This window comes from Aquirufa regiilacus, from assembly GCF_032470275.1.
Lineage (GTDB): Bacteria > Bacteroidota > Bacteroidia > Cytophagales > Spirosomataceae > Aquirufa > Aquirufa regiilacus.
In genome coordinates this window covers 1,994-23,947 of sequence record NZ_JAVNWW010000007.1, presented here as the reverse complement: position 1 = coordinate 23,947, position 21,954 = coordinate 1,994, and the positions used below count along the sequence as shown (strand labels likewise).

The window sequence follows — 21,954 nt, the reverse complement described above, 5'->3', positions numbered from 1 at the left end:
CAAATATCGAATGAAAAATTGTTTAATCCTTTTATTGGGCTTGATAAGTATGCAAATCCAAGGGCAGACCTTGCGATTTGATGTTTTTCAGGGTATTCCAGTCAAACAAAATGGACTTTCGAAATCAAATGCATGGGCCGGTGGGATGAATGCCATGCAGTATCAACGGATGGATTTGAATGGGGATGGGGTCATGGATTTGGTGACCTTTGATCGGACGAGCCAACAAATTTCTACATTCTTACAAGATTCAGCGGGTGCATTTACCTTTGCGCCGCATTATATTGCTCAATTTCCTCGCATAGAAAATTGGTTTGTCTTGGTTGATTATAATCAAGACGGTTTTATGGATTTGTTTTGTGCGACTGGGGCTGGCATTAAAGTGTATCAAAATAAGACCTCACTGGGGCAGTTTCGTTTTGAAAAGGTTCAGGATCCTATTTACAGCCAGGGCTTTGCAGGACTAATTAATTTATATGTAGCGGCTCCTGATATTCCGGTCATTGCTGATGTTGATGGTGACGGGGATGTCGATGTTTTGGCCTTCGAGCCAGGAGGGCATTACATTGAATTCCATGAAAACGTTTCGATACAGAAATCGGGGAAAGCGGATTTGGCATTTGAGAAGTCTTCGCAAAACTGGGGGAATATCGTCCACAATGATTGTCAGGATGCGCAAATAGTAAACTCGGATATCCGCTCAGAAGCCGTAAGCCAACCCCGTCGAGTGGATCATGTGGGAAATGCGCTGGGCCGAACTGCCAGCAATGATTTATTCATGGGACACGTTTCTTGTTCGAATTTGACATACTTGAAGAATCAGGGGACAAACGCAGAAGTTAATTATTCCAACTTTGATTTTGATTTTCTTCGTACATACCCTGCTGTTTCGGGTATTTTTATGGCGGCAATGCCGCTTCAGTTGACGGGAAATCGAGAGGATCTATTTGTTTCAGTGAATACATCGGATAATGCAGGTTTTTTGCAGGATTTCCAACACTCGTCTTTTCGGATGAAAGAAGGACAGGTTACCCCCTTTTTACAAGATCAGATGATTGATGTGGGCGAGAAGGCCAGTCCGTGCATGGTTGATGTGGATTCGGATGGCGATTTGGATTTACTCATCGGGCATGCGGGTTATCGGAATTCAAATGATGTGCGTGCGGGAATCTATTTATTTGAAAATCAAGCAGGAGAATTCATTTTTAAAACAGCCGATTATGTAGGCTTAGCATCGCGGGAATCCCTCACCGACATTGTCATACAAAATCAGCATGGACAGGTATTAGTAGTTGGCCAAAGTTCATTTGGGCCCAAAGTTTTCAACATCAGCAATCAGCAATTACAAGTAATCAACTTGGATCTAACTCTGGGTGAAACACCCGTGATGAGTCCATGGGGTACGATGGTTTTATCCAAGGCAGGACGTTTGGTATGGGGATCGAATGCCGACTGGGGCCAACTGCGTAAAGAATCTTGGGAATTGCGAACCTGTCAATTTGCGGATCTGGACGGCGATGGAACTGTGGAGTTTATCGGGATTGATTTAGAAGGAATGTGGCATATAGGGAATTATGAAGCGGGAACGAATTCGTTGGTATGGCGAACAGCGGATTTTCAAGGATTCACGGTCGGTAGAAATACACGATTAAGTGTGGCCGATTTAAATGCCGATGGGCGAGTAGATTTGGTCGTTGGGACCGGTGCTGGTGGCGTTTACTTATTGGAAAATAAAAGTAGTTTACCGGTTTGGGATGCCTTGGATACTCAAACGCTACAAGTTTGGCCAAATCCCACGGCAGGAATCGTATATGTGCTTGCGAATCAGTCGGGGGAATTGCAGGTATACAATCAAGCAGGTCAAGTAATTTCAATCAAGACCTTGCAAGCGGGTAAGACCTTTGAATTTATACATGCGGATATGTCCTTGTTACGCTTTGTGGATGCAACGGGAAAAGTAAGCACGCGGAAAATTCAACACAATTAAAAGAATTTTCCAGCGCCTAATACGATTTGACGTAAGCTTACAACGATAATCACAATTCCAACTAAAATCATCATACTCTTGATAGGAAGTTTGTTTGCCAAACGTGCGGCAATGGGTGCCGCCACGACACCACCTAAAATTAAGCCTGCAATCACTTGCCAATAGCCCAAACCGATCACGGTGAAGAAGGTGAGCGAAGAGGCAAGCGAGACGAAAAATTCGGTTAGGTTGACACTTCCAATGGTGTATTTAGGGTGACGTCCAGAAGCAATTAATGTGGAAGAAACAATCGGACCCCAGCCGCCACCACCGATGGAATCTAGGTATCCGCCGAATAAGGCCAACCAGCCCACTTTCTTTAATGGACGTTTTTCTTGGCGTTTGATCAAGGCTTTACGGATGATGATGGCACCCAAGAAAAGTGTGTAGATGGAAACGATTGGTTTAATGTAGCCCGCGTAATCTTCGAGTGATGATAATACATATGCACCTAAAATGGCTCCAATGATTCCAGGAATAACTAATGTTTTAAATAATTTAGAATTCACATTGCCAAATTTCAAGTGCATGTAACCGGAAACTCCGGAGGTAAATACCTCTGATGCATGCACACTGGCAGACGCGGCGGCGGGCGTGATTCCCACAGCCATCAAGAAGGTAGTCGCGGTAACACCGTAGGCCATTCCCAAAGCACCATCAATCATTTGCGCAATAAATCCGCCTAAGATGTAATATAAAATTTCTGAATTAACGGTACTAAAGACAGCAATTATATTTTCAGCAGTTAGGTAGGTAAAAAGAAGGTGTCCCACAATCATTAGGGCTAATGCGTTGCTTACATGAATAATTAATTCAGTAATGCTCCGTTCGCGTTTCCATATAATATCGATCGCTTTTAATAAGCTGGGGAATTTAGGCTTGTTAGGAGTCGAGTCGGGTTGTGTAGACATGGGGTAACTTTATTATCCTACAAAACTAATAGACTTTACTTAATCTACCAACAAAGTAGAGTAAATATTTTTTCGCAAAATTCGTGTAAATTGCATCCCCTTTTGAAAAACAAACAATTATATGCGTTCAGAGTATCAATTTCGTGACATCGAAAAAGCGTGGCAAGGATTTTGGGAACAAAACCAAACATTCAAAGCACAAGTAAATCCCAATAAACCCAAGTATTATGTGTTGGACATGTTTCCATATCCTTCGGGAGCGGGCTTACATGTGGGCCATCCACTGGGGTATATTGCATCTGATATCATGGCGCGATATAAGCGTTTGCAAGGATATGAGGTTTTGCATCCGATGGGATTCGATTCTTTTGGTTTGCCAGCAGAGCAATATGCGATTCAAACGGGGCAGCACCCAGCGATTACGACAGAACAAAACATTACGCGTTACATTGAACAATTGAAAAACATGGGTTTTTCGTTCGATTGGACGCGTGAGGTACGCACCTCGGATCCTGCCTATTATAAATGGACACAGTGGATTTTTATGCAATTGTTCAATTCTTGGTACAACCAGGAATCGGATAAAGCCGAGTCGATTGATACCTTAACGCAACGATTAGCGGCCAGAGGTTCTGTAGGGTTAAAAGCTGTATGTGAAGATGATGTGGAGCGTATTTCAGCGGAAGCATGGAATGCGATGGGTGAGGAGGAGCAATATGCGTATTTATTAAATTTCCGTTTGGCGTATTTGGATGATTCGGTTGTCAACTGGTGTCCACAATTAGGTACGGTATTAGCAAATGATGAGGTAAAAGACGGTTTATCTGAGCGTGGCGGTTATCCCGTGGAGCAGAAAAAAATGCGCCAATGGTCGATGCGCATCACGGCTTATGCAGATCGTTTATTGCGTGGTTTAGAGGAAGTAGATTGGTCGGATTCGTTGAAAGAACAACAACGTAATTGGATTGGGAAGTCAATCGGTACGGATGTAGAATTTGCTATCGAAGGAATTTCAGATAAGAAAATCAAAGTGTTTACGACGCGTGTGGATACGATTTATGGAGTATCCTTTATGGTATTAGCCCCCGAACATGAATGGGTGGCGGAGTTAACGAAGCCGGAACAACAGGCTGATGTAGATGCCTACATTACCTGGACGAAATCTCGTTCAGAATTAGATCGTGTTTCAGAGGTTAAAACGGTATCCGGGGTATTTACAGGATCCTATGTGATTAATCCCTTGAATAATGAACGTGTGCCATTGTTCTTGGCGGACTATGTTTTAGCGGGTTATGGAACAGGTGCCGTGATGGGCGTACCTTCAGGCGATCAACGTGACTGGAATTTTGCCAAACATTTTGACTTACCTATTCCAGCTATTTTGGATGCACAAAAAGATATTGAAAAGCAGGCGGATAATACCAAAGAGGGGAAATACATCAACTCGGGTATCATCAATGGCATGGGATACAAAGAGGCTACGAATACCTTAATTCAGTGGTTGGAGGAACGTGAAATCGGGAAAGGAAAAGTACAGTACCGCATGCGGAATGCTGTATTTTCACGCCAGCGCTATTGGGGCGAACCGGTACCGGTTTATTTCAAGCCAACGGCCTCAGGCCAATTATTACCTTATTTAATTCAGGAATCTGAATTGCCTTTGGAATTGCCTAAAATTGATAAGTATTTACCAACGGAAACGGGTGAGCCTCCTTTAGGACGTGCTGCGGATTCGTGGAAATACCAAGGGCAATATGATTACGAATGGTCGACCATGCCGGGTTGGGCTGGATCATCTTGGTATTGGTATCGCTACATGGATGCCCAGAATGATGCTGCGTTTGCTTCTGCGGAGGCGGTTAATTATTGGAAGGCAGTCGATTTATACATTGGGGGTTCTGAGCACGCTACAGGACACTTGTTGTATTCGCGTTTTTGGAATAAGTTCTTAAAGGATTTAGGCTATGTAGCGGAGGAAGAATTTGCGAAGAAATTGATCAACCAAGGGATGATTCAAGGTCGGTCGAACTTCGTGTATCGCGTGAAAAACTCCGATCAGGTTACTTTTGTTTCCCATGGATTGAAAGATCAATATGATGTAGCAGCCTTGCACGTCGATGTGAACATTGTGGAAAATGACATCTTGGACGTCAAAGAGTTCAAGCGTTCTCGTAACGATGTACCTTCGGATGCACAATTCATCTTGGAAGATGGGAAATACGTTTGCGGATGGGAAGTGGAGAAAATGTCCAAATCCAAGTTCAACGTCGTGAATCCGGATGATTTAATTGCCAAATACGGTGCCGATACCTTACGTGTTTATGAGATGTTCCTAGGTCCATTGGAGCAATTCAAGCCTTGGAATACGAATTCGATTTCAGGTTCACATAATTTCTTACGCAAGGTATGGCGTTTGTTCTTTGATGAACAAGCACAAAAATCGGTTTTAGTAGATGCAGCAGCAACACCTGAAGAATTAAAAGTATTGCATATGGCGATTCGAAAGGTTCAAGATGATTTGGAGCGTTATTCGTTCAATACGGTCGTTTCAACCCTGATGATCTGCGTGAATGATTTAGGCCAATTGAAATGCCATAAGAAATCAGTTCTTCGTGAATTGGTACTATTACTTTCGCCTTATGCGCCACACATGGCGGAAGAGTTATGGGCTGCACTAGGTGAGGAGGCGGGAAGCATTTCTCATGCCAAATTCCCGGTATTTAATCCAGAATTCTTGGTCGAGAACGAATTCAACTATCCGATTTCTTTTAATGGTAAGGTGAAATTAACATTAGCCTTTTCGGCTACGGCAAGCCCTGCGGAAGTGGAGGCGGGTGTGCTGGCCAATGAGCAAGTACAGAAACATTTGGACGGCAAAGCGCCTTCCAAGGTGATTGTAGTTCCGAAACGGATTGTTAATATTGTTTTAGGAAAATAGATAGAAAGGGCTGAGCAATCAGCCCTTTCTAGTTGTGGACGACTAAATCAATTATTTTAAAAAGCGTGAGGCAGAAGGTCATCAAACCAAGTGTCCATTTTATGTTTGATTTCATAGTCTTTTCGATGGTTGCCTCCATTCTTGACTCAAAAGAAATGAATCTCGCCTCTAAGGTTTCGAATCTGGCTTCAAGTGTTTGAAATTTGCCTTCAAGTGCGTAGAATCTATTTTCAAGTTCATAAAATCTTCTTTCAAGTTCATGAAATCTACCCTCAAGTTCATGGAATTTACCTTCAAGTACATGGAATCTACCTTCAAGCTCAATAAATTTTCCTTCTAGGCCACAAAAGTCTATTCGCAATTGTGCCACATCGGCTGCAACCTCATCCAATCGTTGATCTAAATGGTTAATATGATGAAATGCGGATTTCACGAGAAGCGTATTCACATCTTGATCCGTTAAAGCCTCTCCAAGGGAAAATTTATTTTCAATCAGCTGAATGCGCGGCTGAATCATTTCAAGGAGCTGGTTTTCTATTTTGGTATTCTTTTTCATCTTTCGGGCTAGGTTTGATAACACAAATTTCGCCTAGAGAAATACCTTTTCCTATTCAAAAAATGACTAATTGAATGATTATCAATTAATTGATTTAATCCATTCGCGAATGAGCGCGACGCCTTCTTGGTGAATGATGGTCCGGCCGAGTTCCGGCATCATCACGCCAGGATCTTGCGAATTCATCCGATAATGTAAGATGCTTTCCGAAGGTTTTCCCGCAACAATATCATACAATAAACCACCGGATCCCCGACCCGCTGCCACGGGTGATTTCATCATCCCATAGGCCGTCGTTCCGTAATAACGATAATCCAGAAACAATCCCGAACTCTTTGCTGGCCCTTTTGGATTATGACAATGCGCACAGTTGATGTCGAGGTAAGCTTTTACGCGGTCGTTGATGGCTGCACTTTCGTCTATGTACGACACGAATTTTGGACGCGATACAGGCACTTCGCTCATTTGATTGCTCCGAGACCAATAGTCCAATTGGTTTTCGTCCCCATGGGCATAGCGCATGGAAGCATTCATTTGTCGGGCGGAAGGTCCGATGGGCGTCATGATTCCATCTCGCTCATGGCAGCCTTTGCATTGATTCATGTTTGGTATTACATAATTAACCTGCTGCTTCTTACCCTGTTGGTTTTTGAATTCAACCAAACTCGTGCCTCCTGCTACTTCTAAATAGGCTTCTGTTTGCTCCTCGTTCCAAATGTAAGGCAATGCCACCCAACCTGACGGCTCGTGGCTTAGGATACGGGTTTCCATGATGCGCCGACCGCCTTTCGGATTGCGTTCGTCCATCGGATAATAAAAGGTTTTTGCAATTCGAGTTCCTACCGGAAATTGAAATACAGAATCGGGATTATACGCGACGCTTTGACCTGCCGGTAATTGAATAAAGCGCAATTTGTGCGCGTAATCAGAGAATAAAGGTGATATCAACTCGTAAGGCGTTACGCCAACATTGGGTACATGATTTTTCAGATCCCCTTGAAACAATCCATAATCGGATAATTTGCTAGGGAATTTAGGAGCGGGTTGATAAGAAAATAGCCCCAATAGTAAAATGAATCCCAAATAACGCATCGCTAAAATTGATTCGATTTGACATATTCTTGGACACAATCTAATTCCGTAGGATTACGTCGAACGTTTTTGAAATCATGTTCAGCATCCATATTAGCCACCGACTGATTTACATTATGGTGCACACAAATTTTATGTTGGGGTAAATAATTCCCATCAGTGCCACATCGCGCTGGATCTAATACTCCATCATAAACGACATGAGGCACATCCCGCCCAAAGCGCAATTTGAACCGGTAAATCTGCGCAAAACGACCTTGTAGAGGAACGCGGCCTAAATGACGTTCAAAGGTATTATTAAAGACCGAAATGGCTGTCGGGTAGGGGTCATATTCTTTGTCTTTAATCGCGATTTCTGCCATGAAATAGGAGATGATTCCCACGCCAACGGTCTGGTGATTCAAGATTTTATTGTCATAAATATCCACATGACTTGTTGCCAATATCAGCATCCCCGTTCCTTTGGGTACTTTGCCTACGATATTGCCTTTGGGCGCGAAATTAGAAAGGTTATTTTCTTCGATAAGGTTGTTATGTACCTTGACGAATCCTCCCTTTTTTTGAATTAAATCGGGTAAGTCAAATACCAGAATTCCTCCCGTGTTTCCATAGGCATGATTGTGGTGCACATCCGCGTAAAGTGAGTTTTCAATCTCGATGCCAGCCACATTCTGATAGGCAGTGCAGTTTTTTACCTCAATGTGTTGGGATTGGCCTACATATATGCCAGCATCAGATGCACCGATGGCAATGCAACTATCGATGAGGATATTCGTACAAAGCACAGGGTATAGTGCATAGGAGCCATTTGAGGCTTTGGGTCCTCCTGTCCATTCGGCTTTGATGCGTCGGAATATGATATCCTTTACGTGCATCGTTTTGATTAAGTCGCCTTTCGAATCTTGAACGGTTAAATCTTCCAAAACGATATTTTCACAATTGGTGATTTTAATTCCCTCAGCACCCGTTTTTTGATCTTTAAAACTCAATACGGTTTTATCCATTCCTTTGCCGCGAATGGTAATTTTCTTCTTGCCCTCGAGCGAGAGACTTCCTGAAATTTGGAAATTACCTGCTTCCAATTCAATGACATCCCCATCGGATGCAAGGATTAATTGGGTTTGTAGGGCTTTTTCAAATTGGGCTTGCCCCATGGCAGGAGAAAGCCCAATGAATAGCAATAAAATGCAGACGTATTTCATTTGAATTAGTTACGTGGAGGACCACCAGCACGCATTTGCGATTGCATGGTCTTGTATTTTTCTAATTGCTCGGGTGTCAAAATTGCTTTCAAGGCTTCTTGTTGGCCTTCATTAATCTTCTTCATTTCCCCCATCATTTCCTCGCGATCCATTCCTGCCTGACGGAATTCCATCATCTTCTCAATACGTGCAACAATCAAAGGTTCGATTTTATCCTCTTGTTCTTTGGTCAATTTCAACTCTGAACTCATGCGGTTCAATTGATTCATAGCCATTTCTTGTGGACTTGGCATCTGTGCGTGTGCTGCTTCGCCGGCGCCCATTAAGGCAACGACCATGGCAATTGTTGTTAAGATCTTTTTCATTTTGATAAGTTTAGAATTTCAAGTTAATCAAATTATTTAAACACCGTATTCCAAATCAACGAATAAACTTCCGTGGGTTCCATGTTATCAGTTGATTGATTATCAGCAATATACAAAGGATAATAGGCTTCGTCACAGAACGGGCTTCCGTGTGAGCCTTTGACTAAGGTAGCATCCAAGGGAATGACATCCATGCGGTAGCGGAATCCTGTGAGTTTACGGGCTAATTTATAAGCAGCTCGTAATTTGATGAATGGGTTTTTGGGGTCCATAAACATCTCCACGGGATCATAACCTGGTTTCTTAAAGATGTCTACACAACGCGCAAAATCGGGAGCTTTGTTGTCGTCCAACCAGTAATAATAGGTAAACCAGGCATCGTTGTCGGCTATCAATACCAAATCACCTGCTCGTGGATGATCGATGTGAAATGCCGCTAATTCGTCTCCTGAAAGTACTGTATGAATACCTTTCGTTTGTTTCAATAGCAGCTTGACCTCATCCAAAACAGTTGCATCGGGACAATAAACATGGGCAATTTGATGGTCGGAAACCGCAAATGCACGCGATGCTCCTGGATCTAACAATTCCAATCCTTGTTCTTCCCGTAATGCGATATAACCAGCTTCCCGTAAGATGCGATTCACATGTATGGGTTTGGAAACATTATTAATGCCATACTCCGAAAGTATGATCACTTTTGCTCCGGTACTTTCGAAATGCGTAATTAATCGTTCGACTACCTGATCGATCTCTTGTAATTCACCTTTAATTTTTTCAAAATCTACCCCGAATTTCTGCAAGCAATAATCCAAATGAGGTAAATAGATGAAGGTCAGGGTCGGATCGTATTTCTTGTCGACGTAAATAGAAGCATCTGCAATCCAATTTGTCGATTTGATATTCGCATTGGGTCCCCAAAAATTAAACAGGGGAAATGTCCCGAAGGCTTCCTGTAATTCATCCCGCAGAACGGCCGGATGACTATAGCAATCTGGCATTTTGACGCCGTCTGAATGATATTGAGGTCGAGGAGTCACCGAATAATCGGCTGATGAATACATGTTATACCACCAAAATAAGTTGGCACTGGTGAAATTTGGGTCTTTTTTATGTCCCGCATCCCAGATTTTTTCATCGCCCACAAGTTTATTGGATTGTTTCCAGAACTTCACTTCGGAGTCGACTTCGTCATACCAACCATTACCCACGATGCCATGTGAATTAGGATACTTGCCGGTCAGATAGACACTTTGTGATGTCGTTGTCACCGCCGGAAACGGTGGCTTGATTTTCGATTTCTTTTTGCCCGCGATATATCCGTCCAAAAAAGGCGTGTATTGGCCTAAAATGCTTTCACTCAGACCTACGATATCAATGACTACGGTTTTTTGCATAATAGATCTTGAATATATTTCACTTCACGTGCAATGGATGTTTCAATGGATTCTTGGTATTCCGAAGGCAGGACACCCCAGGTATACGTTTCAATTTCCATCATGTTTGTTACCTGATATTGCTGGTGATAGGCCAATGTTTCGGCAATTTCTGCTTGGGTCGAATTCAATAATCCATAGGAGTCCAAGAATAAAGGAACGTGGAAATGTACGCGCCATTCGTCGTAAACACCTTCTGTATATTGCGCTAATGCTTCGCCTAAATCCTTAAACTGCACATAGCTTCCATCTTTTTTTAAGGCTTTGACCTGATGCAAATAGGTTGGTTCCTCGTATTGTTTCAAGGCTTCGATGCGTGCTGACGCATTGTTTCGCAAGTCCACACGCAAGGCTGAACTGATTTGAATCTTACCAATGGAAATATTTTTCTCCTGTAATTCCATTAAACATTTCGATGGCTTGTCAAACGAAACGCCATAATGGCACACATCAAAACAGATATGAATATGTCGGCGAACCCAATCTTCTGGAATTCCGGCTGTAATCGCAAAAGGAATCAAGGTATCCGTATACCAATCAACGAATTCACGGTGGTTCTCCAAGAGTCCATCCGGTTCAGGTTCGATGTCAATATGGATCCATTTACCTGTTTTCTGTTCTGTTTGGGCCAAATAAGGAACAAGTTTTAATAATTCCATCGTGGCTTGACCGATTGCAGCTCCCCGCTGATCCCACCAATATTTATAGGAAAGGGGAGATGTTGAAATTCCTCCTTCGTGTTGGTCAGATGGCAATAATTGAACTAATAAATCAATCAACCGACGGGTGTAATTCACACGATCCTGCGTTGTCCAATCGGGTGCATGCACCTGATCTTTGACGATCGTATTGTGAAATCCACCATACGGAAATCCGTTCAGCGTAAATATGTAGAGATCTTCTTGGGCCAACCAGGCTTTAAGTTCCGTTAATTTATTCGGGTCGTCGATTAAATCGATACTCGCCTGATTTGCAATTCGCAAACCCAATCCCATCGCTTGGTCTGGACAAACTTCTAACTTAACCTTTGGGACGGTTGCTTGTAAATTGGCAAAATGTTCTTCCCAAATTTCTCCAGGATGAATATTGCTGCAATAACTAAGGTGTCCGTGGGCTGTTTTCATGTTAGGCGTGTTTGGCTAATAAGGCAACGGAAGCCTGGATGGTAGGAAAGTCCATTTCGTGCACTTCTTCTCCTTTTCCGAGGGCTTTTAATAAGGTGATGGTCAAGTGGCCACCCAAATGTTCTTGGAATTCTTGTAGGCCTTTGTGTAGGTTTTGGCAATCATTTTCTGCCAAAGCTGGATGATATAAATCAAAGCCCAAGCCTTTAATGACAGCTAAAATTCGTTCACAATCTGCAAGGCTAATGGCTCCAATCAAATGTGAATACACACAATCCAAGGCGATTCCAATGGCAACGGCTTCCCCGTGACGAATCTTAAAGTCGGTCAGGTATTCTAATTTATGCGCCGCCCAATGCCCAAAATCTAAGGGTCTAGCGGATCCCAATTCAAAAGGATCGCCGCCTGAAATGTGCTTCATGTGTAAGTCGGCACATCGATATATTTGCTCAACCATCGCCGCTTCATCACGGGAATTCATGGCTTCGACATTTGCCTCTAGCCATTCAAAAAAGGCTAAATCTTTAATCAAGGCAACTTTAATAGCTTCTGCAATACCTGAGCGCCAATCCCGATCTTCAAGCGTGGCTAAAAATGCGACGTCGTTAAATACGGCAACAGCCGGAGCGAAGGTTCCTAAGAAGTTCTTCTTTCCTAAGTAATTCACTCCATTTTTAACACCCACCCCAGAATCATTTTGGGATAGAACGGTTGTTGGTATGCGAATTAATTTAACTCCGCGGTGGGAGATGGCAGCGGCATAGCCCGACATATCCAAAAATGCACCACCACCAATCGCCGCGACAAAAGAATGTCGGTCGATACGGTGTTCATCAATCGCTCGAACGACTTCTTCGTAAAATCGGGGATCATTTTTGCAGACTTCTCCGCCCGGTAATACCAAGATCTCGGGCGCTAAATCAGCTATGGCATTCGATTCGAAATAGTCGATGATCGAGGTAGTTAATGAGGGATGTGCATCAGCCACCCCTTTGTCGATGACAAAAAGGATACGTTTGCGGAAATTGCTTTGGCCAAAATTCGAAATGAAATCACACAAGGTTTTATTGCTTGAATCAAACAAGTGTTTCGTGAAAATCACCTGGTAACTGAAGGGTACTTGAAATTGCTGTTGTAAAACTTGCATGAAAGATAATTTAAGAAACGGCGAATTTTTTGCCTACCCACATGGAGAGCGGCAATAAAGCTAAGGTAACAAATGCCATGTAATATTGTTCACTCACGCTGACCCAGGCAGCATTCATCAAAATCAGTGTTAATACTCCTGTTTTAACGGTTTGGCCTATGTTAGGGCCAATCGGGTTTTTAATAGCCTTGCTTAATTTCGCAAAAATTAAATAGGCATGTACCAAAACAAAAGGTAACATATATAACCATTTGCCTGCTTGAACTCCGACGGCTAGTTGGCTCGCGTGAACGATAATGAATAAAAATGTCGCAAACCATAATGGCGCCGATTGGCTTCCATGGACCTCTCCGCGACTGACCAAAGTAATCGCTGCGATGTAAATCAAGGGAATTAAGATTAAATAAAAGTGCTCTAAAACGCCCAGTTCATAGACGCTCATGCCCAGCATTAAGTTATATGCTCGGCATAATCCCATATTGATGGGGCCAAAAATGCGCATGTGTTTGCCTTTGTAATCATAAAATAAGGCAAGTATTGTAATGATAACGGCAACGATACCGCTCAATCGACTCTGCCAGAAGGCTAAGAAAATTCCGAATGCGAGCAAAACAATCCCACCAAATACAGCTTCAGCCCGTTGGATTCGGCCGCTTGGCAAGGCTCTTTCGGGTCTTTCAATGATGTCCAACTCATGATCGAAAATGTCATTGAAAACCACTCCGCCGGCATACAGACACATCGTTGAAATTCCAAGAAAAACGACCGGCCAAAATTGATAGTCTAAGGTTCCAAAAGAAAATCCCACGATGGCCATACCCGCCAATACATCTGTTAAAGCCGTGATGACATTGGCAGGACGCATGAGTTCAAGAAAGGCTCTGATTTTGATGCGCATTAGCGAATGATTAGGGAATCTTTGTTGACCCGCGGTGCTTGACCTCCACGTAAGACCGTATTTCCGTTGAATTTTTGTGTTTGGTCGATTTCCAATCCGTTGATGAAATCCGATTCTTGAATCTGTCCACTTTGAGCAAATGCATCCAAGGCATTTTGATAGGTAACTAAGCGAATGTGCTCATCCGGTACCTCTTTTATCTTCATTAAAGCAGCTGTTTTGGGAATCGCTAAGGGATCTGAAATGCCCCAATCGGCCGCCGAATTCACCATGATGCGTTCTGGTCCGTATTGTTTCACAATTTCGACCATGCGCTCATTGCCCATTTTAGTGAATGGATATATTGTAAACGCTGCGTAAAAACCTTGGTCTAAAACGGATTTCACAGTTTCTTCATTGTTGTGGTCAATAATCACCATGTTCGGGGCGATACCATGCTCCAAGGCAATGGCCATGCTGCGCTCCGTTCCTTTTTTCTTATCCCGGTGTGGCGTGTGAACTTGAACGGGCAAATTCATTTCTTTGGCTAGCTCTAATTGTGCACGGTAGTATTTTTCTTCTGCAGCTGTTTGATCATCGAAACCGATTTCTCCTACACCCACTACACCTTCTTTCTGCAAGAATAAGGGCAATATTTCCATCACTTGTTCTGCTAAAGCTTCGTGATTTGCTTCACGTGAATTTAAGCCAATCGTGCAATAATGTTTGATGCCAAATTGCGAAGAACGAAAACGCTCCCAGCCGACTAAACTTGCGAAATAGTCTTTGAATGAGGCTAATCCGGTACGTGGTTGGCCCAACCAGAAAGCAGGTTCAATCAATGCCACAACGCCTGCATCTGCCAAGGCTTGGTAATCATCCGTTGTTCGCGATGTCATGTGTACATGCGGATCAAAGAATTTCATGCCTTGCGTATATTGGGCAAATGTGCCGTCAACAGCGTGTGCAGTTGTTTTTTCTTGTTCTGTTCCTTCAAAATGGGAAGGGTTTCCGATGGGTTTATGTTCTTGACACATATTAGGCTGTATAAATCGGTTCGGGTAATTCTAATTCTTGCCAAAGCCCCTGCGTGCTGCCAGGATTTTGGACTTCTTGTTTCACTAAGTTCGCAGCAAGTACATCCCGAGGAATTTCGGATTGCGCTAGCTTTTCTATGTCAGCTTGTAAGGATTCGTTCATAAATTTAGGAACGAGTCGCCAAACCTGCGAAGGTACTCTGCGGCCTGCAGACCATCTTTCATGTGCAAAATCAGAAAGCGTATTGGCTAATTCTTGATTTGCTCGTTCATCTAAACCGATGATTTGATGAATGGCCTTATCGTTGAAAATACATTTTAAGACTAATTGGTTCCATGCCGCTTCACTGAAGTAATCCTTCGGATAGGTGTTGCCAAAAGCGATAGCATCGAAAACAGGTCCCATGTTAGAACGCACAGCATCTGTTGCGCGCAATAAAAACGTAGCAGGGTTTTCTAAATAGGGCAGGGCTTTAGTCAGCGCGACAGCTTCTTGCATTTCGGCTGTTTCAAATAGCAAATCGATATTTGCCTGGTCTAATTGTGTGAGTAAATTTAAACGAACAATTTGGTCCAATGTCCATCCGTTGAACACTCCAACTTCAATATTTTTTTTGGATATAAAACGTGGGGCTTTTACAAAAGCTAATGCCAAGGCTTTGCCTATTGAGGCTTTTTGTTCGGATATCCAGGTGGATTCTGATTCATTCGCAAAGGATGCGATGGTTTCAGTGATTTGTATATTCGTTTTCACGGCTAATTAGGTTCCTTTCAACGAAAATACTAAAAAAAACGAGGATTTTTATGATTTATTAACTTGATCAATATTCTCTTCCGGTTTTATTCGGTAAGGACCTTTTTTGAGGAATAAAATGGAAAAAAAATAGCGATAGAGAATGCTCAGTTTTTGGCTAAAGATGCGTTGGTTTTTCGTGTCATCGAATAAATTTTTCCCTTTGATGATATTCAGGCAAATTTTCCATGCCCAAAACAAAGGTGCCAAAATTGTATAATTCGCATAGATAATTACAAAGGGCAAAATGCCGTAACTTTTTCGAATCCACAACAAGTTCGAAACCTGAATTTGCATCGCAAAGCGATTAACCCAAGAATAGTTGGTGCGACGAAATGGGTTTTCCTGAATGAGATGAATAAATTTCACATCATCAAAGTAGGCTAATTTGCCCATTTTGCTTAATCTGAAACTCAATTCCGCATCTTCCGCATACATGAAAAAGTCTTCGTCCCAGCCTTTTATATTAAGTAGATTTGCGCGGGAGGCCATGAGAAATGCCCCAACTAAATTATTCGTTTCTTCCGGTTGGCTGAATCTTTGTTCAGGCAATAATCGATCAATCAGTTGGTGAAAAACAGGTCTATTCGGTATAATGTAAAAATCCCTTCGAACATCATTCAGCGTTCGGTAATAGGGGATGGGTTCTCTGTTTATGTCTAGTTGAATTCCGCCGAGAGCAACTAAATGGGCATCCTTTTTTAAATGGTTCCAAGCCTGTGCAATCGCGTTATCAATCAGGAGTGTGTCTGCATTAAGAAATAAGATGTATTCCCCTTTTGCGGCTTTAAGTCCTATATTATTAGCTTTTGAAAATCCAACATTTCCTCCAGAATCAATCCAGCTTGTGTTGGGATATTCATGTAGGATCGTTTGGTTATGTCCGGGAATGAAATGGTTGTCTACGACAATGCATTCGAAATTTATGCCGGATGTGTATTCGTGAATGCTCCGAAAGCAATCGAATAAGAGTGCTTCGGTCTTGTAATTAACAAATACGATTGATACATCCATGAACCTCAAAATTAGTTTGAATTTATTTTATTTAAACAGGTCGCGCGGTTTTTCTTTTCGATTCCGTCGGACATTCCCTATATTTCGTGTTATAAAATCAATCTATGCGTAAATTATTTTACTCCCTTGTTCTAATTACCTTTCACCTAACATTATTGGGTCAAAAATTCACCTTCGAAGCGGTGAAATCCTATGCCTTTCCTACGGAATTGGTTAGGTCTACCAAAGGCGATAAAATTGCCTGGGCCTTGGACGAAAAAGGTGTTCGCAATGTTTATGTCGCGGAAGCTCCGAATTTCACAGCGCGTAAATTGACAAATTTCAAGGATGATGATGGGCAAGAATTGAGTTCAATTTCAATTTCAGATGATGGCAAATGGGTGTTATTCGTTCGAGGTGGTGATCATGGTGCAAATTTTGATGATGAAAAAGCGGTTAATCCTGCAGGAAACACGGAGCCTCAAACGGTTCGAGTTATGCAGATTGCCTTCACTGGGGGACCTATTCGTGTGATTTCCGAAGGTGATTTCCCCGTTATTTCGCCAGATAATAAAGTAGTTGCCTACATTAAGGAAGGCCAACCGTGGATATGTAAATTGGATACCAATGAAAATGAAGATTTTCTAGAAGCACCGGTTCGGTTGTTGAAAACACGCGGAGAAGTTCATTCTTTAACGTGGTCTACAGGAGGTAAGAAATTAGCTTTTGTTGCCAATCGTGGTGATCATTCATTCATCGGCTTCCTTGAAATGGGTAAGCAATTGGTGAATTGGGTAGATCCTGCATTTGCTAAAGATTTTAATCCGCGATGGTCTCCTGATGGAAATCAAATTGCGTTTATTCGTACACCTGCAGATGGCGGATCAGCTGATTCATTAACGCAGCGTAAGCGAACGCCATGGTCAATCCGTAAAGCGGGACTTACTACTGGCGAGAAATCAACTTTGGTATGGGAAGCACCTAATACATATCGTGGTTCTATTCCTACGACCCATGGAGGAACGAACCTGCAATGGGCTCGACAAGACCGCATGGTATTTACCTCTTATCAGGATGGTTGGCCGCATGCCTATTCGGTTGCCTCTACCGGTGGCCCAGCATTATTGCTAAGCCCAGGGGAATTTATGGTAGAGCATTTGAGTGTAAGTGCAGATGGTAATTCTATTTATTTTGATGCGAATACCGGCGGAGAAGATTCCGATAAAGATCGCCGACACATTTGTCAGGTATCGGTTGATAAAGCCGACATGAAAGTTTTAACGCCTGGAAAAGGAGTCGAATGGACGGCAGTCTCAGTCTTGGGCGGATATGCTTACATCGGGGCAGGTGCACAAAAATCACCTCAATTAATGCTTTCTGCGTCTTCGACAGCGCGCTCATTAACGGAAGGTTTAATTCCTGCTGAATTCCCAACGAGTGCATTGGTCGAGCCGAAACAAGTTATTTTTAAGTCATTGGATGGTTTGACAATTCACGGTCAAATTTTTGATAATTCAAATGGTACACAGAAAAAACCAGCGATCATTTTTGTGCATGGTGGTCCTCCTCGCCAAATGCTTTTGGGCTGGCATTATTCAGATTATTATGCGAATGCATATGCGTTGAATCAATATTTGGCAAATCAAGGTTTTGTGGTTTTATCTGTCAATTACCGTTTGGGAATTGGATATGGATATGATTTTCATAATCCGAAATCGGCGGGCCAATGGGGTGCATCGGAGTATTTAGACATCAAAGCGGCCGGGGAGTGGTTAGCTCAGCAGTCCTTTGTAGACTCAAAGAAAATAGGTTTATATGGTGGATCTTACGGTGGATATTTGACAGCATTAGCCTTGGCTCGTGATTCTAAATTATTTGCAGCTGGTGTTGATATTCATGGGGTACATGATTGGGCATACCAACGCAAGATTCCAATGGATTTATTGTCGGGTCCACATAAGGCGCCAGATGCCGACTGGGCAACAAGTTTATCTTATCGTTCTTCTCCGATATCTTCGGTCGATACGTGGAAGTCACCTGTGTTATTTATTCATGCAGATGATGATCGTAATGTGCCTTTTAGCCAAAGTATTGATTTAATCAATCGCTTACAGAAGAAGAAAGTACCGATGGAGACCCTGGTCATTGTAGATGATACACATCATTGGATGAAATTTTCGAATGCAATTAAGGTATTTCAAGCTACGGCGGATTACTTAAAAGCTCAATTAACGAAATAGGTTAAACCCACGTTTTTAGCTAATTTTGCAGCATGCAAGAAAGACCTATAACCGACTGGCTTCCTTTAACAAAAAAGGAAGTTGAAAAGCGTGGCTGGGATGAGCTCGATGTTATCCTGATTTCAGGGGATGCTTACGTAGATCATCCAGCATTTGGGACGGCTGTCATTGGCCGAATCATGGAAAGTGAGGGCTTGAAAGTGGGGATTGTGGCGCAGCCAAATTGGCAAGATGACTTGCGTGATTTCAAGAAACTAGGTAAACCTAAGTACTTTTTTGGTGTAACAGCAGGTTGTATGGATTCCATGGTGAATCACTATACAGCGAATAAGCGTTTACGTTCCAACGATTCCTATACGCCGGGTGGTGAAGCGGGTTTTCGTCCGGATTATGCGACCACGGTTTATTCCAAGATTTTAAAGGAAATTTATCCCGAAGTCCCTGTATTAATTGGGGGTATTGAGGCGTCCTTGCGTCGAGTTACCCATTATGATTATTGGGCAGATAAATTATTTCCATCCATCTTGGTGGATTCCCAAGCGGATATGTTGGTTTACGGCATGGGTGAGCAACCTTTGCGTGAAATTATTCGTGGGGTAAAATCAGGCAAGCAATTGTCGGAATTGACGGATATTAACCAAGTGGCGTTTTTGCAAAAACAGTCGGAGCCATTACCTGTCATAGGTGATTGGGAGACGGTTGAGTTGGCAAGTCATGAGGTGTGTTTACAAGATAAGATTAAGTATGCGTCCAACTTCAAGATTGTTGAGGTGGAGTCGAATAAATGGCAAGCGAATCGGATTACGCAGTTGGTAGGAGATGAGGTCTTAGTCATTAATCCTCCATTCAAAACGATGGAAGAGGCGGAGATGGATAAATCATTTGATTTACCCTATACACGATTACCACATCCAAAATACAAGAAGCGTGGACCTATTCCGGCTTTTGAGATGATTAAGTTTTCGGTGAATATGCACCGCGGATGTTTTGGGGGCTGTAGTTTTTGTACGATTTCGGCGCATCAAGGTAAGTTTATTGCCTCGCGGAGTGAGACGTCGATCATGAAGGAAGTGGATCAAATCACGAAGCAGCCTGATTTTAAGGGCTATATTTCCGATTTGGGAGGACCATCTGCGAACATGTACCGCATGAAGGGGAAAGATGAGTCGATCTGTGCCAAATGTGTGAGTCCATCGTGTATTCACCCGGTGATTTGCAATAATTTGGACACGAATCATAAACCATTGACCGATATATACCGCAAGGTGGATGCTCATCCAGGCATAAAGAAAGCCTTTGTCGGATCGGGAGTTCGCTATGATTTATTGGTGGATGACTTTAATAAAAACAACCAAGACGGAAATCATGATGAGTACATGGAGCAATTGATTACGCGCCATGTTTCTGGCCGATTAAAGGTCGCTCCAGAACATACATCAGACGCTACGTTGCGTGTGATGCGTAAGCCATCGTTTAAGTATTTTCATGCATTCAAGAAGAAATACGATGAGATTTCTGCCAAATTTGGTTTGAAGCAGCCTTTGATTCCCTATTTCATTTCATCCCATCCAGGCTGCGAAGAAGAGGACATGGCTAATTTGGCGGCGGAAACGAAGGATCTTGGATTCCAGTTGGAGCAAGTACAAGATTTCACTCCAACCCCGATGACGGTGGCAGAGGTGATTTATTATTCGGGTGTTCATCCGTACACTTTGCAGCCGATTAAAACGGCGAAGACGAAGGAGGAGAAGCAGAATCAGAACAAGTATTTTTTCTGGTATAAGGCGGAATATAAGGATTGGATACGAAATCGATTGACGCATTTGAAGCGACCTGATTTGGCCCAGCGCTTATTAGGATTTAGAAACAACAAAACCGGTTGGAAGAAATAGTTCCGACCAAATTTATTAACCAAAAAATAATCATACAATGGATGAGAATGAAGAATTAATCGTTCGCGATAGCAATGGAGCTGTGTTGAAAGATGGCGATTCAGTAACAGTAATTAAGGATTTGAAGGTACGCGGATCATCGAGTGTGATCAAGCGCGGTACGATGGTGAAGAATATTCGTTTGACGGATGATGCGGATGAGGTAGAAGGAAAAGTGGAGAAGTCGATGATGGTGTTGAGAACGGAGTTTTTGAAGAAGGCTTAAGTAAGTCCCTAGTCCCTAGTCGCTAGTCACTAGTCGTCAGTCCGAAGTGAATTAGTCCGGAGGCCGGAGGTGATACACTCGTTAGTCATCAGTCTGGAGGGAATTAGTCCGGAGGCCGGAGGTGAAATAGTCGTTAGTCGTCAGTCACTAGTCCGAAGGGAATTAGTCCGAAGTCCGGAGGGAGTTAGCCATCAGTTATCAGTGGACAGTGGCAGTTAGGAAGGGTTTAGTCCGAAGTCAGAGGGATATAGTCTTCACTCCTCACTCTTACCTCTTCACTCTTAATTCTTAGTTGTCAGTCACTAGTCCGGAGGGAATTAGTCTGGAGTCCGGAGGATTTCTTACCTCTTCACTCTTAATTCTTACTTTTCTGTACAAATCCGAAGTCCAAAGGTGTATGCTAGTGGGCTTCGGATTTTTTAAAGTCGCTAGTCGCCAGTCACTAGTCCGAAGGGAATTAGTCCGAAGTCCGGAGGGAGTTAGTCATCAGTTATCAGTGGACAGTGGCAGTTAGGAAGGGTTTAGTCCGAAGTCAGAGGGATATAGTCTTCACTCCTCACTCTTACCTCTTCACTCTTAATTCTTAGTTGTCAGTCACTAGTCCGAAGGGAATTAGTCCGAAGTCCGGAGGGAGTTAGTCATCAGTTATCAGTGGACAGTGGCAGTTAGGAAGGGTTTAGTCCGAAGTCTGAGGGATATAGTCTTCACTTCTCACTCTTACCTCTTCACTCTTAATTCTAAGTTGTCAGTCGCTAGTCCGAAGGGAATTAGTCCGAAGTCCGGAGGGAGTTAGTCATCAGTTATCAGTGGACAGTGGCAGTTAGGAAGGTTTAGTCCGAAGTCTGAGGGATATAGTCTTCGCTCCTCACTCTTACCTCTTCACTCTTAATTCTAAGTTGTCAGTCGCTAGTCCGGAGGGAATTAGTCTGGAGTCCGGAGGGAGTTAGTCATCAGTTATCAGTGGACAGTGGCAGTTAGGAAGGTTTAGTCCGAAGTCTGAGGGATATAGTCTTCGCTCCTCACTCTTACCTCTTCACTCTTAATTCTAAGTTGTCAGTAG

General features: G+C 42.9%; 17 protein-coding genes. 5 read left to right on the top strand and 12 right to left on the bottom strand.

Annotated features, from left to right (window positions below; all coding sequences use genetic code 11):
• The first annotated feature begins 10 nt into the window (after window positions 1-10).
• Entirely contained in the window at window positions 11-1,987 is a 1,977-nt protein-coding gene (locus PQG45_RS11070) for a T9SS type A sorting domain-containing protein (RefSeq protein WP_315577616.1), read from the top strand.
• On the opposite strand, the gene PQG45_RS11065 is transcribed toward PQG45_RS11070, so the two are convergent.
• Complete coding sequence (locus PQG45_RS11065) at window positions 1,984-2,937, bottom strand: sulfite exporter TauE/SafE family protein (protein WP_315577615.1); 954 nt, start codon at window positions 2,935-2,937, stop codon at window positions 1,984-1,986. The genes PQG45_RS11070 and PQG45_RS11065 overlap by 4 nt on opposite strands.
• Before the next feature lie 121 nt (window positions 2,938-3,058).
• Between PQG45_RS11065 and leuS the strand changes: the two genes are divergently transcribed.
• Window positions 3,059-5,875, top strand: a complete 2,817-nt coding sequence (leuS, locus tag PQG45_RS11060) for a leucine--tRNA ligase (protein ID WP_316070863.1) — start codon at window positions 3,059-3,061, stop codon at window positions 5,873-5,875.
• A 28-nt stretch (window positions 5,876-5,903) separates the two neighbouring features.
• On the opposite strand, the gene PQG45_RS11055 is transcribed toward leuS, so the two are convergent.
• From PQG45_RS11055 to PQG45_RS11005, 11 genes are all read right to left on the bottom strand, one after another.
• The gene (locus PQG45_RS11055; protein ID WP_315577613.1) at window positions 5,904-6,431 is read right to left on the bottom strand and encodes a hypothetical protein; all 528 of its coding nucleotides are present in this window, start codon (window positions 6,429-6,431) and stop codon (window positions 5,904-5,906) included.
• A gap of 81 nt (window positions 6,432-6,512) precedes the next feature.
• Window positions 6,513-7,523: an SO2930 family diheme c-type cytochrome gene (locus PQG45_RS11050; protein WP_315577612.1), complete on the bottom strand. Its 1,011-nt coding sequence runs from the start codon at window positions 7,521-7,523 to the stop codon at window positions 6,513-6,515.
• A gap of 2 nt (window positions 7,524-7,525) precedes the next feature.
• Window positions 7,526-8,725 carry a parallel beta-helix domain-containing protein gene (locus PQG45_RS11045; RefSeq protein ID WP_315577611.1) on the bottom strand — a complete coding sequence of 400 codons (1,200 nt, stop codon included), beginning with the start codon at window positions 8,723-8,725 and terminating at the stop codon, window positions 7,526-7,528.
• A 5-nt stretch (window positions 8,726-8,730) separates the two neighbouring features.
• Window positions 8,731-9,090, bottom strand: a complete 360-nt coding sequence (locus PQG45_RS11040) for a hypothetical protein (protein WP_316070862.1) — start codon at window positions 9,088-9,090, stop codon at window positions 8,731-8,733.
• Between the two features lie 32 nt (window positions 9,091-9,122).
• Window positions 9,123-10,487, bottom strand: a complete 1,365-nt coding sequence (locus tag PQG45_RS11035; protein ID WP_316070861.1) for an alkaline phosphatase family protein — start codon at window positions 10,485-10,487, stop codon at window positions 9,123-9,125.
• Window positions 10,472-11,650, bottom strand: coding sequence for a metabolite traffic protein EboE (gene eboE, locus PQG45_RS11030; RefSeq protein ID WP_316070860.1), 1,179 nt, complete (start codon window positions 11,648-11,650; stop codon window positions 10,472-10,474). Before eboE ends, PQG45_RS11035 begins: the two co-directional genes overlap by 16 nt.
• A 1-nt stretch (window position 11,651) precedes the next feature.
• Window positions 11,652-12,797 carry a 3-dehydroquinate synthase gene (locus PQG45_RS11025; protein ID WP_316070859.1) on the bottom strand — a complete coding sequence of 382 codons (1,146 nt, stop codon included), beginning with the start codon at window positions 12,795-12,797 and terminating at the stop codon, window positions 11,652-11,654.
• Window positions 12,798-12,807: 10 nt separating this feature from the next.
• On the bottom strand, window positions 12,808-13,695 hold the full coding sequence (gene eboC / locus PQG45_RS11020; RefSeq protein ID WP_316070858.1) for a UbiA-like protein EboC: 888 nt from the start codon (window positions 13,693-13,695) through the stop codon (window positions 12,808-12,810).
• Window positions 13,695-14,600 (bottom strand): TatD family hydrolase, encoded by a 906-nt coding sequence (locus tag PQG45_RS11015; protein ID WP_390826092.1) that lies wholly within the window; start codon window positions 14,598-14,600, stop codon window positions 13,695-13,697. The genes eboC and PQG45_RS11015 overlap by 1 nt, the downstream gene beginning before the upstream one ends.
• Window positions 14,601-14,712: 112 nt before the next feature.
• Window positions 14,713-15,465: an EboA domain-containing protein gene (locus PQG45_RS11010; RefSeq protein ID WP_316070857.1), complete on the bottom strand. Its 753-nt coding sequence runs from the start codon at window positions 15,463-15,465 to the stop codon at window positions 14,713-14,715.
• Window positions 15,466-15,513: 48 nt separating this feature from the next.
• Window positions 15,514-16,518: a glycosyltransferase gene (locus PQG45_RS11005; protein WP_315577603.1), complete on the bottom strand. Its 1,005-nt coding sequence runs from the start codon at window positions 16,516-16,518 to the stop codon at window positions 15,514-15,516.
• A gap of 104 nt (window positions 16,519-16,622) precedes the next feature.
• Here PQG45_RS11005 and PQG45_RS11000 point away from each other — a divergent pair, with 104 nt between their 5' ends.
• From PQG45_RS11000 to PQG45_RS10990, 3 genes are read left to right on the top strand one after another with little or no spacing between them, the layout of a single operon-like run.
• Window positions 16,623-18,737 carry a S9 family peptidase gene (locus tag PQG45_RS11000; protein ID WP_315577602.1) on the top strand — a complete coding sequence of 705 codons (2,115 nt, stop codon included), beginning with the start codon at window positions 16,623-16,625 and terminating at the stop codon, window positions 18,735-18,737.
• 32 nt (window positions 18,738-18,769) lie between these two features.
• The gene (locus tag PQG45_RS10995) at window positions 18,770-20,629 is read left to right on the top strand and encodes a YgiQ family radical SAM protein (RefSeq protein ID WP_315577601.1); all 1,860 of its coding nucleotides are present in this window, start codon (window positions 18,770-18,772) and stop codon (window positions 20,627-20,629) included.
• A 37-nt stretch (window positions 20,630-20,666) separates the two neighbouring features.
• On the top strand, window positions 20,667-20,894 hold the full coding sequence (locus PQG45_RS10990; protein WP_130895301.1) for a zinc ribbon domain-containing protein YjdM: 228 nt from the start codon (window positions 20,667-20,669) through the stop codon (window positions 20,892-20,894).
• The last annotated feature ends 1,060 nt before the right edge of the window (window positions 20,895-21,954 follow it).

Coding starts and splice junctions, on each gene's coding strand:
- PQG45_RS11055 (WP_315577613.1), bottom strand. CDS start 6,431: ATGAAAAAGAATACCAAAATAGAAAACCAGCTCCTTGAAATGATTCAG.
- leuS (WP_316070863.1), top strand. CDS start 3,059: ATGCGTTCAGAGTATCAATTTCGTGACATCGAAAAAGCGTGGCAAGGA.
- PQG45_RS11025 (WP_316070859.1), bottom strand. CDS start 12,797: ATGCAAGTTTTACAACAGCAATTTCAAGTACCCTTCAGTTACCAGGTG.
- PQG45_RS10990 (WP_130895301.1), top strand. CDS start 20,667: ATGGATGAGAATGAAGAATTAATCGTTCGCGATAGCAATGGAGCTGTG.
- PQG45_RS11065 (WP_315577615.1), bottom strand. CDS start 2,937: ATGTCTACACAACCCGACTCGACTCCTAACAAGCCTAAATTCCCCAGC.
- eboC (WP_316070858.1), bottom strand. CDS start 13,695: ATGCGCATCAAAATCAGAGCCTTTCTTGAACTCATGCGTCCTGCCAAT.
- PQG45_RS11045 (WP_315577611.1), bottom strand. CDS start 8,725: ATGAAATACGTCTGCATTTTATTGCTATTCATTGGGCTTTCTCCTGCC.
- eboE (WP_316070860.1), bottom strand. CDS start 11,650: ATGAAAACAGCCCACGGACACCTTAGTTATTGCAGCAATATTCATCCT.
- PQG45_RS11040 (WP_316070862.1), bottom strand. CDS start 9,090: ATGAAAAAGATCTTAACAACAATTGCCATGGTCGTTGCCTTAATGGGC.
- PQG45_RS11070 (WP_315577616.1), top strand. CDS start 11: ATGAAAAATTGTTTAATCCTTTTATTGGGCTTGATAAGTATGCAAATC.
- PQG45_RS11015 (WP_390826092.1), bottom strand. CDS start 14,600: ATGAAATTCTTTGATCCGCATGTACACATGACATCGCGAACAACGGAT.
- PQG45_RS11035 (WP_316070861.1), bottom strand. CDS start 10,487: ATGCAAAAAACCGTAGTCATTGATATCGTAGGTCTGAGTGAAAGCATT.
- PQG45_RS11050 (WP_315577612.1), bottom strand. CDS start 7,523: ATGCGTTATTTGGGATTCATTTTACTATTGGGGCTATTTTCTTATCAA.
- PQG45_RS10995 (WP_315577601.1), top strand. CDS start 18,770: ATGCAAGAAAGACCTATAACCGACTGGCTTCCTTTAACAAAAAAGGAA.
- PQG45_RS11005 (WP_315577603.1), bottom strand. CDS start 16,518: ATGGATGTATCAATCGTATTTGTTAATTACAAGACCGAAGCACTCTTA.
- PQG45_RS11000 (WP_315577602.1), top strand. CDS start 16,623: ATGCGTAAATTATTTTACTCCCTTGTTCTAATTACCTTTCACCTAACA.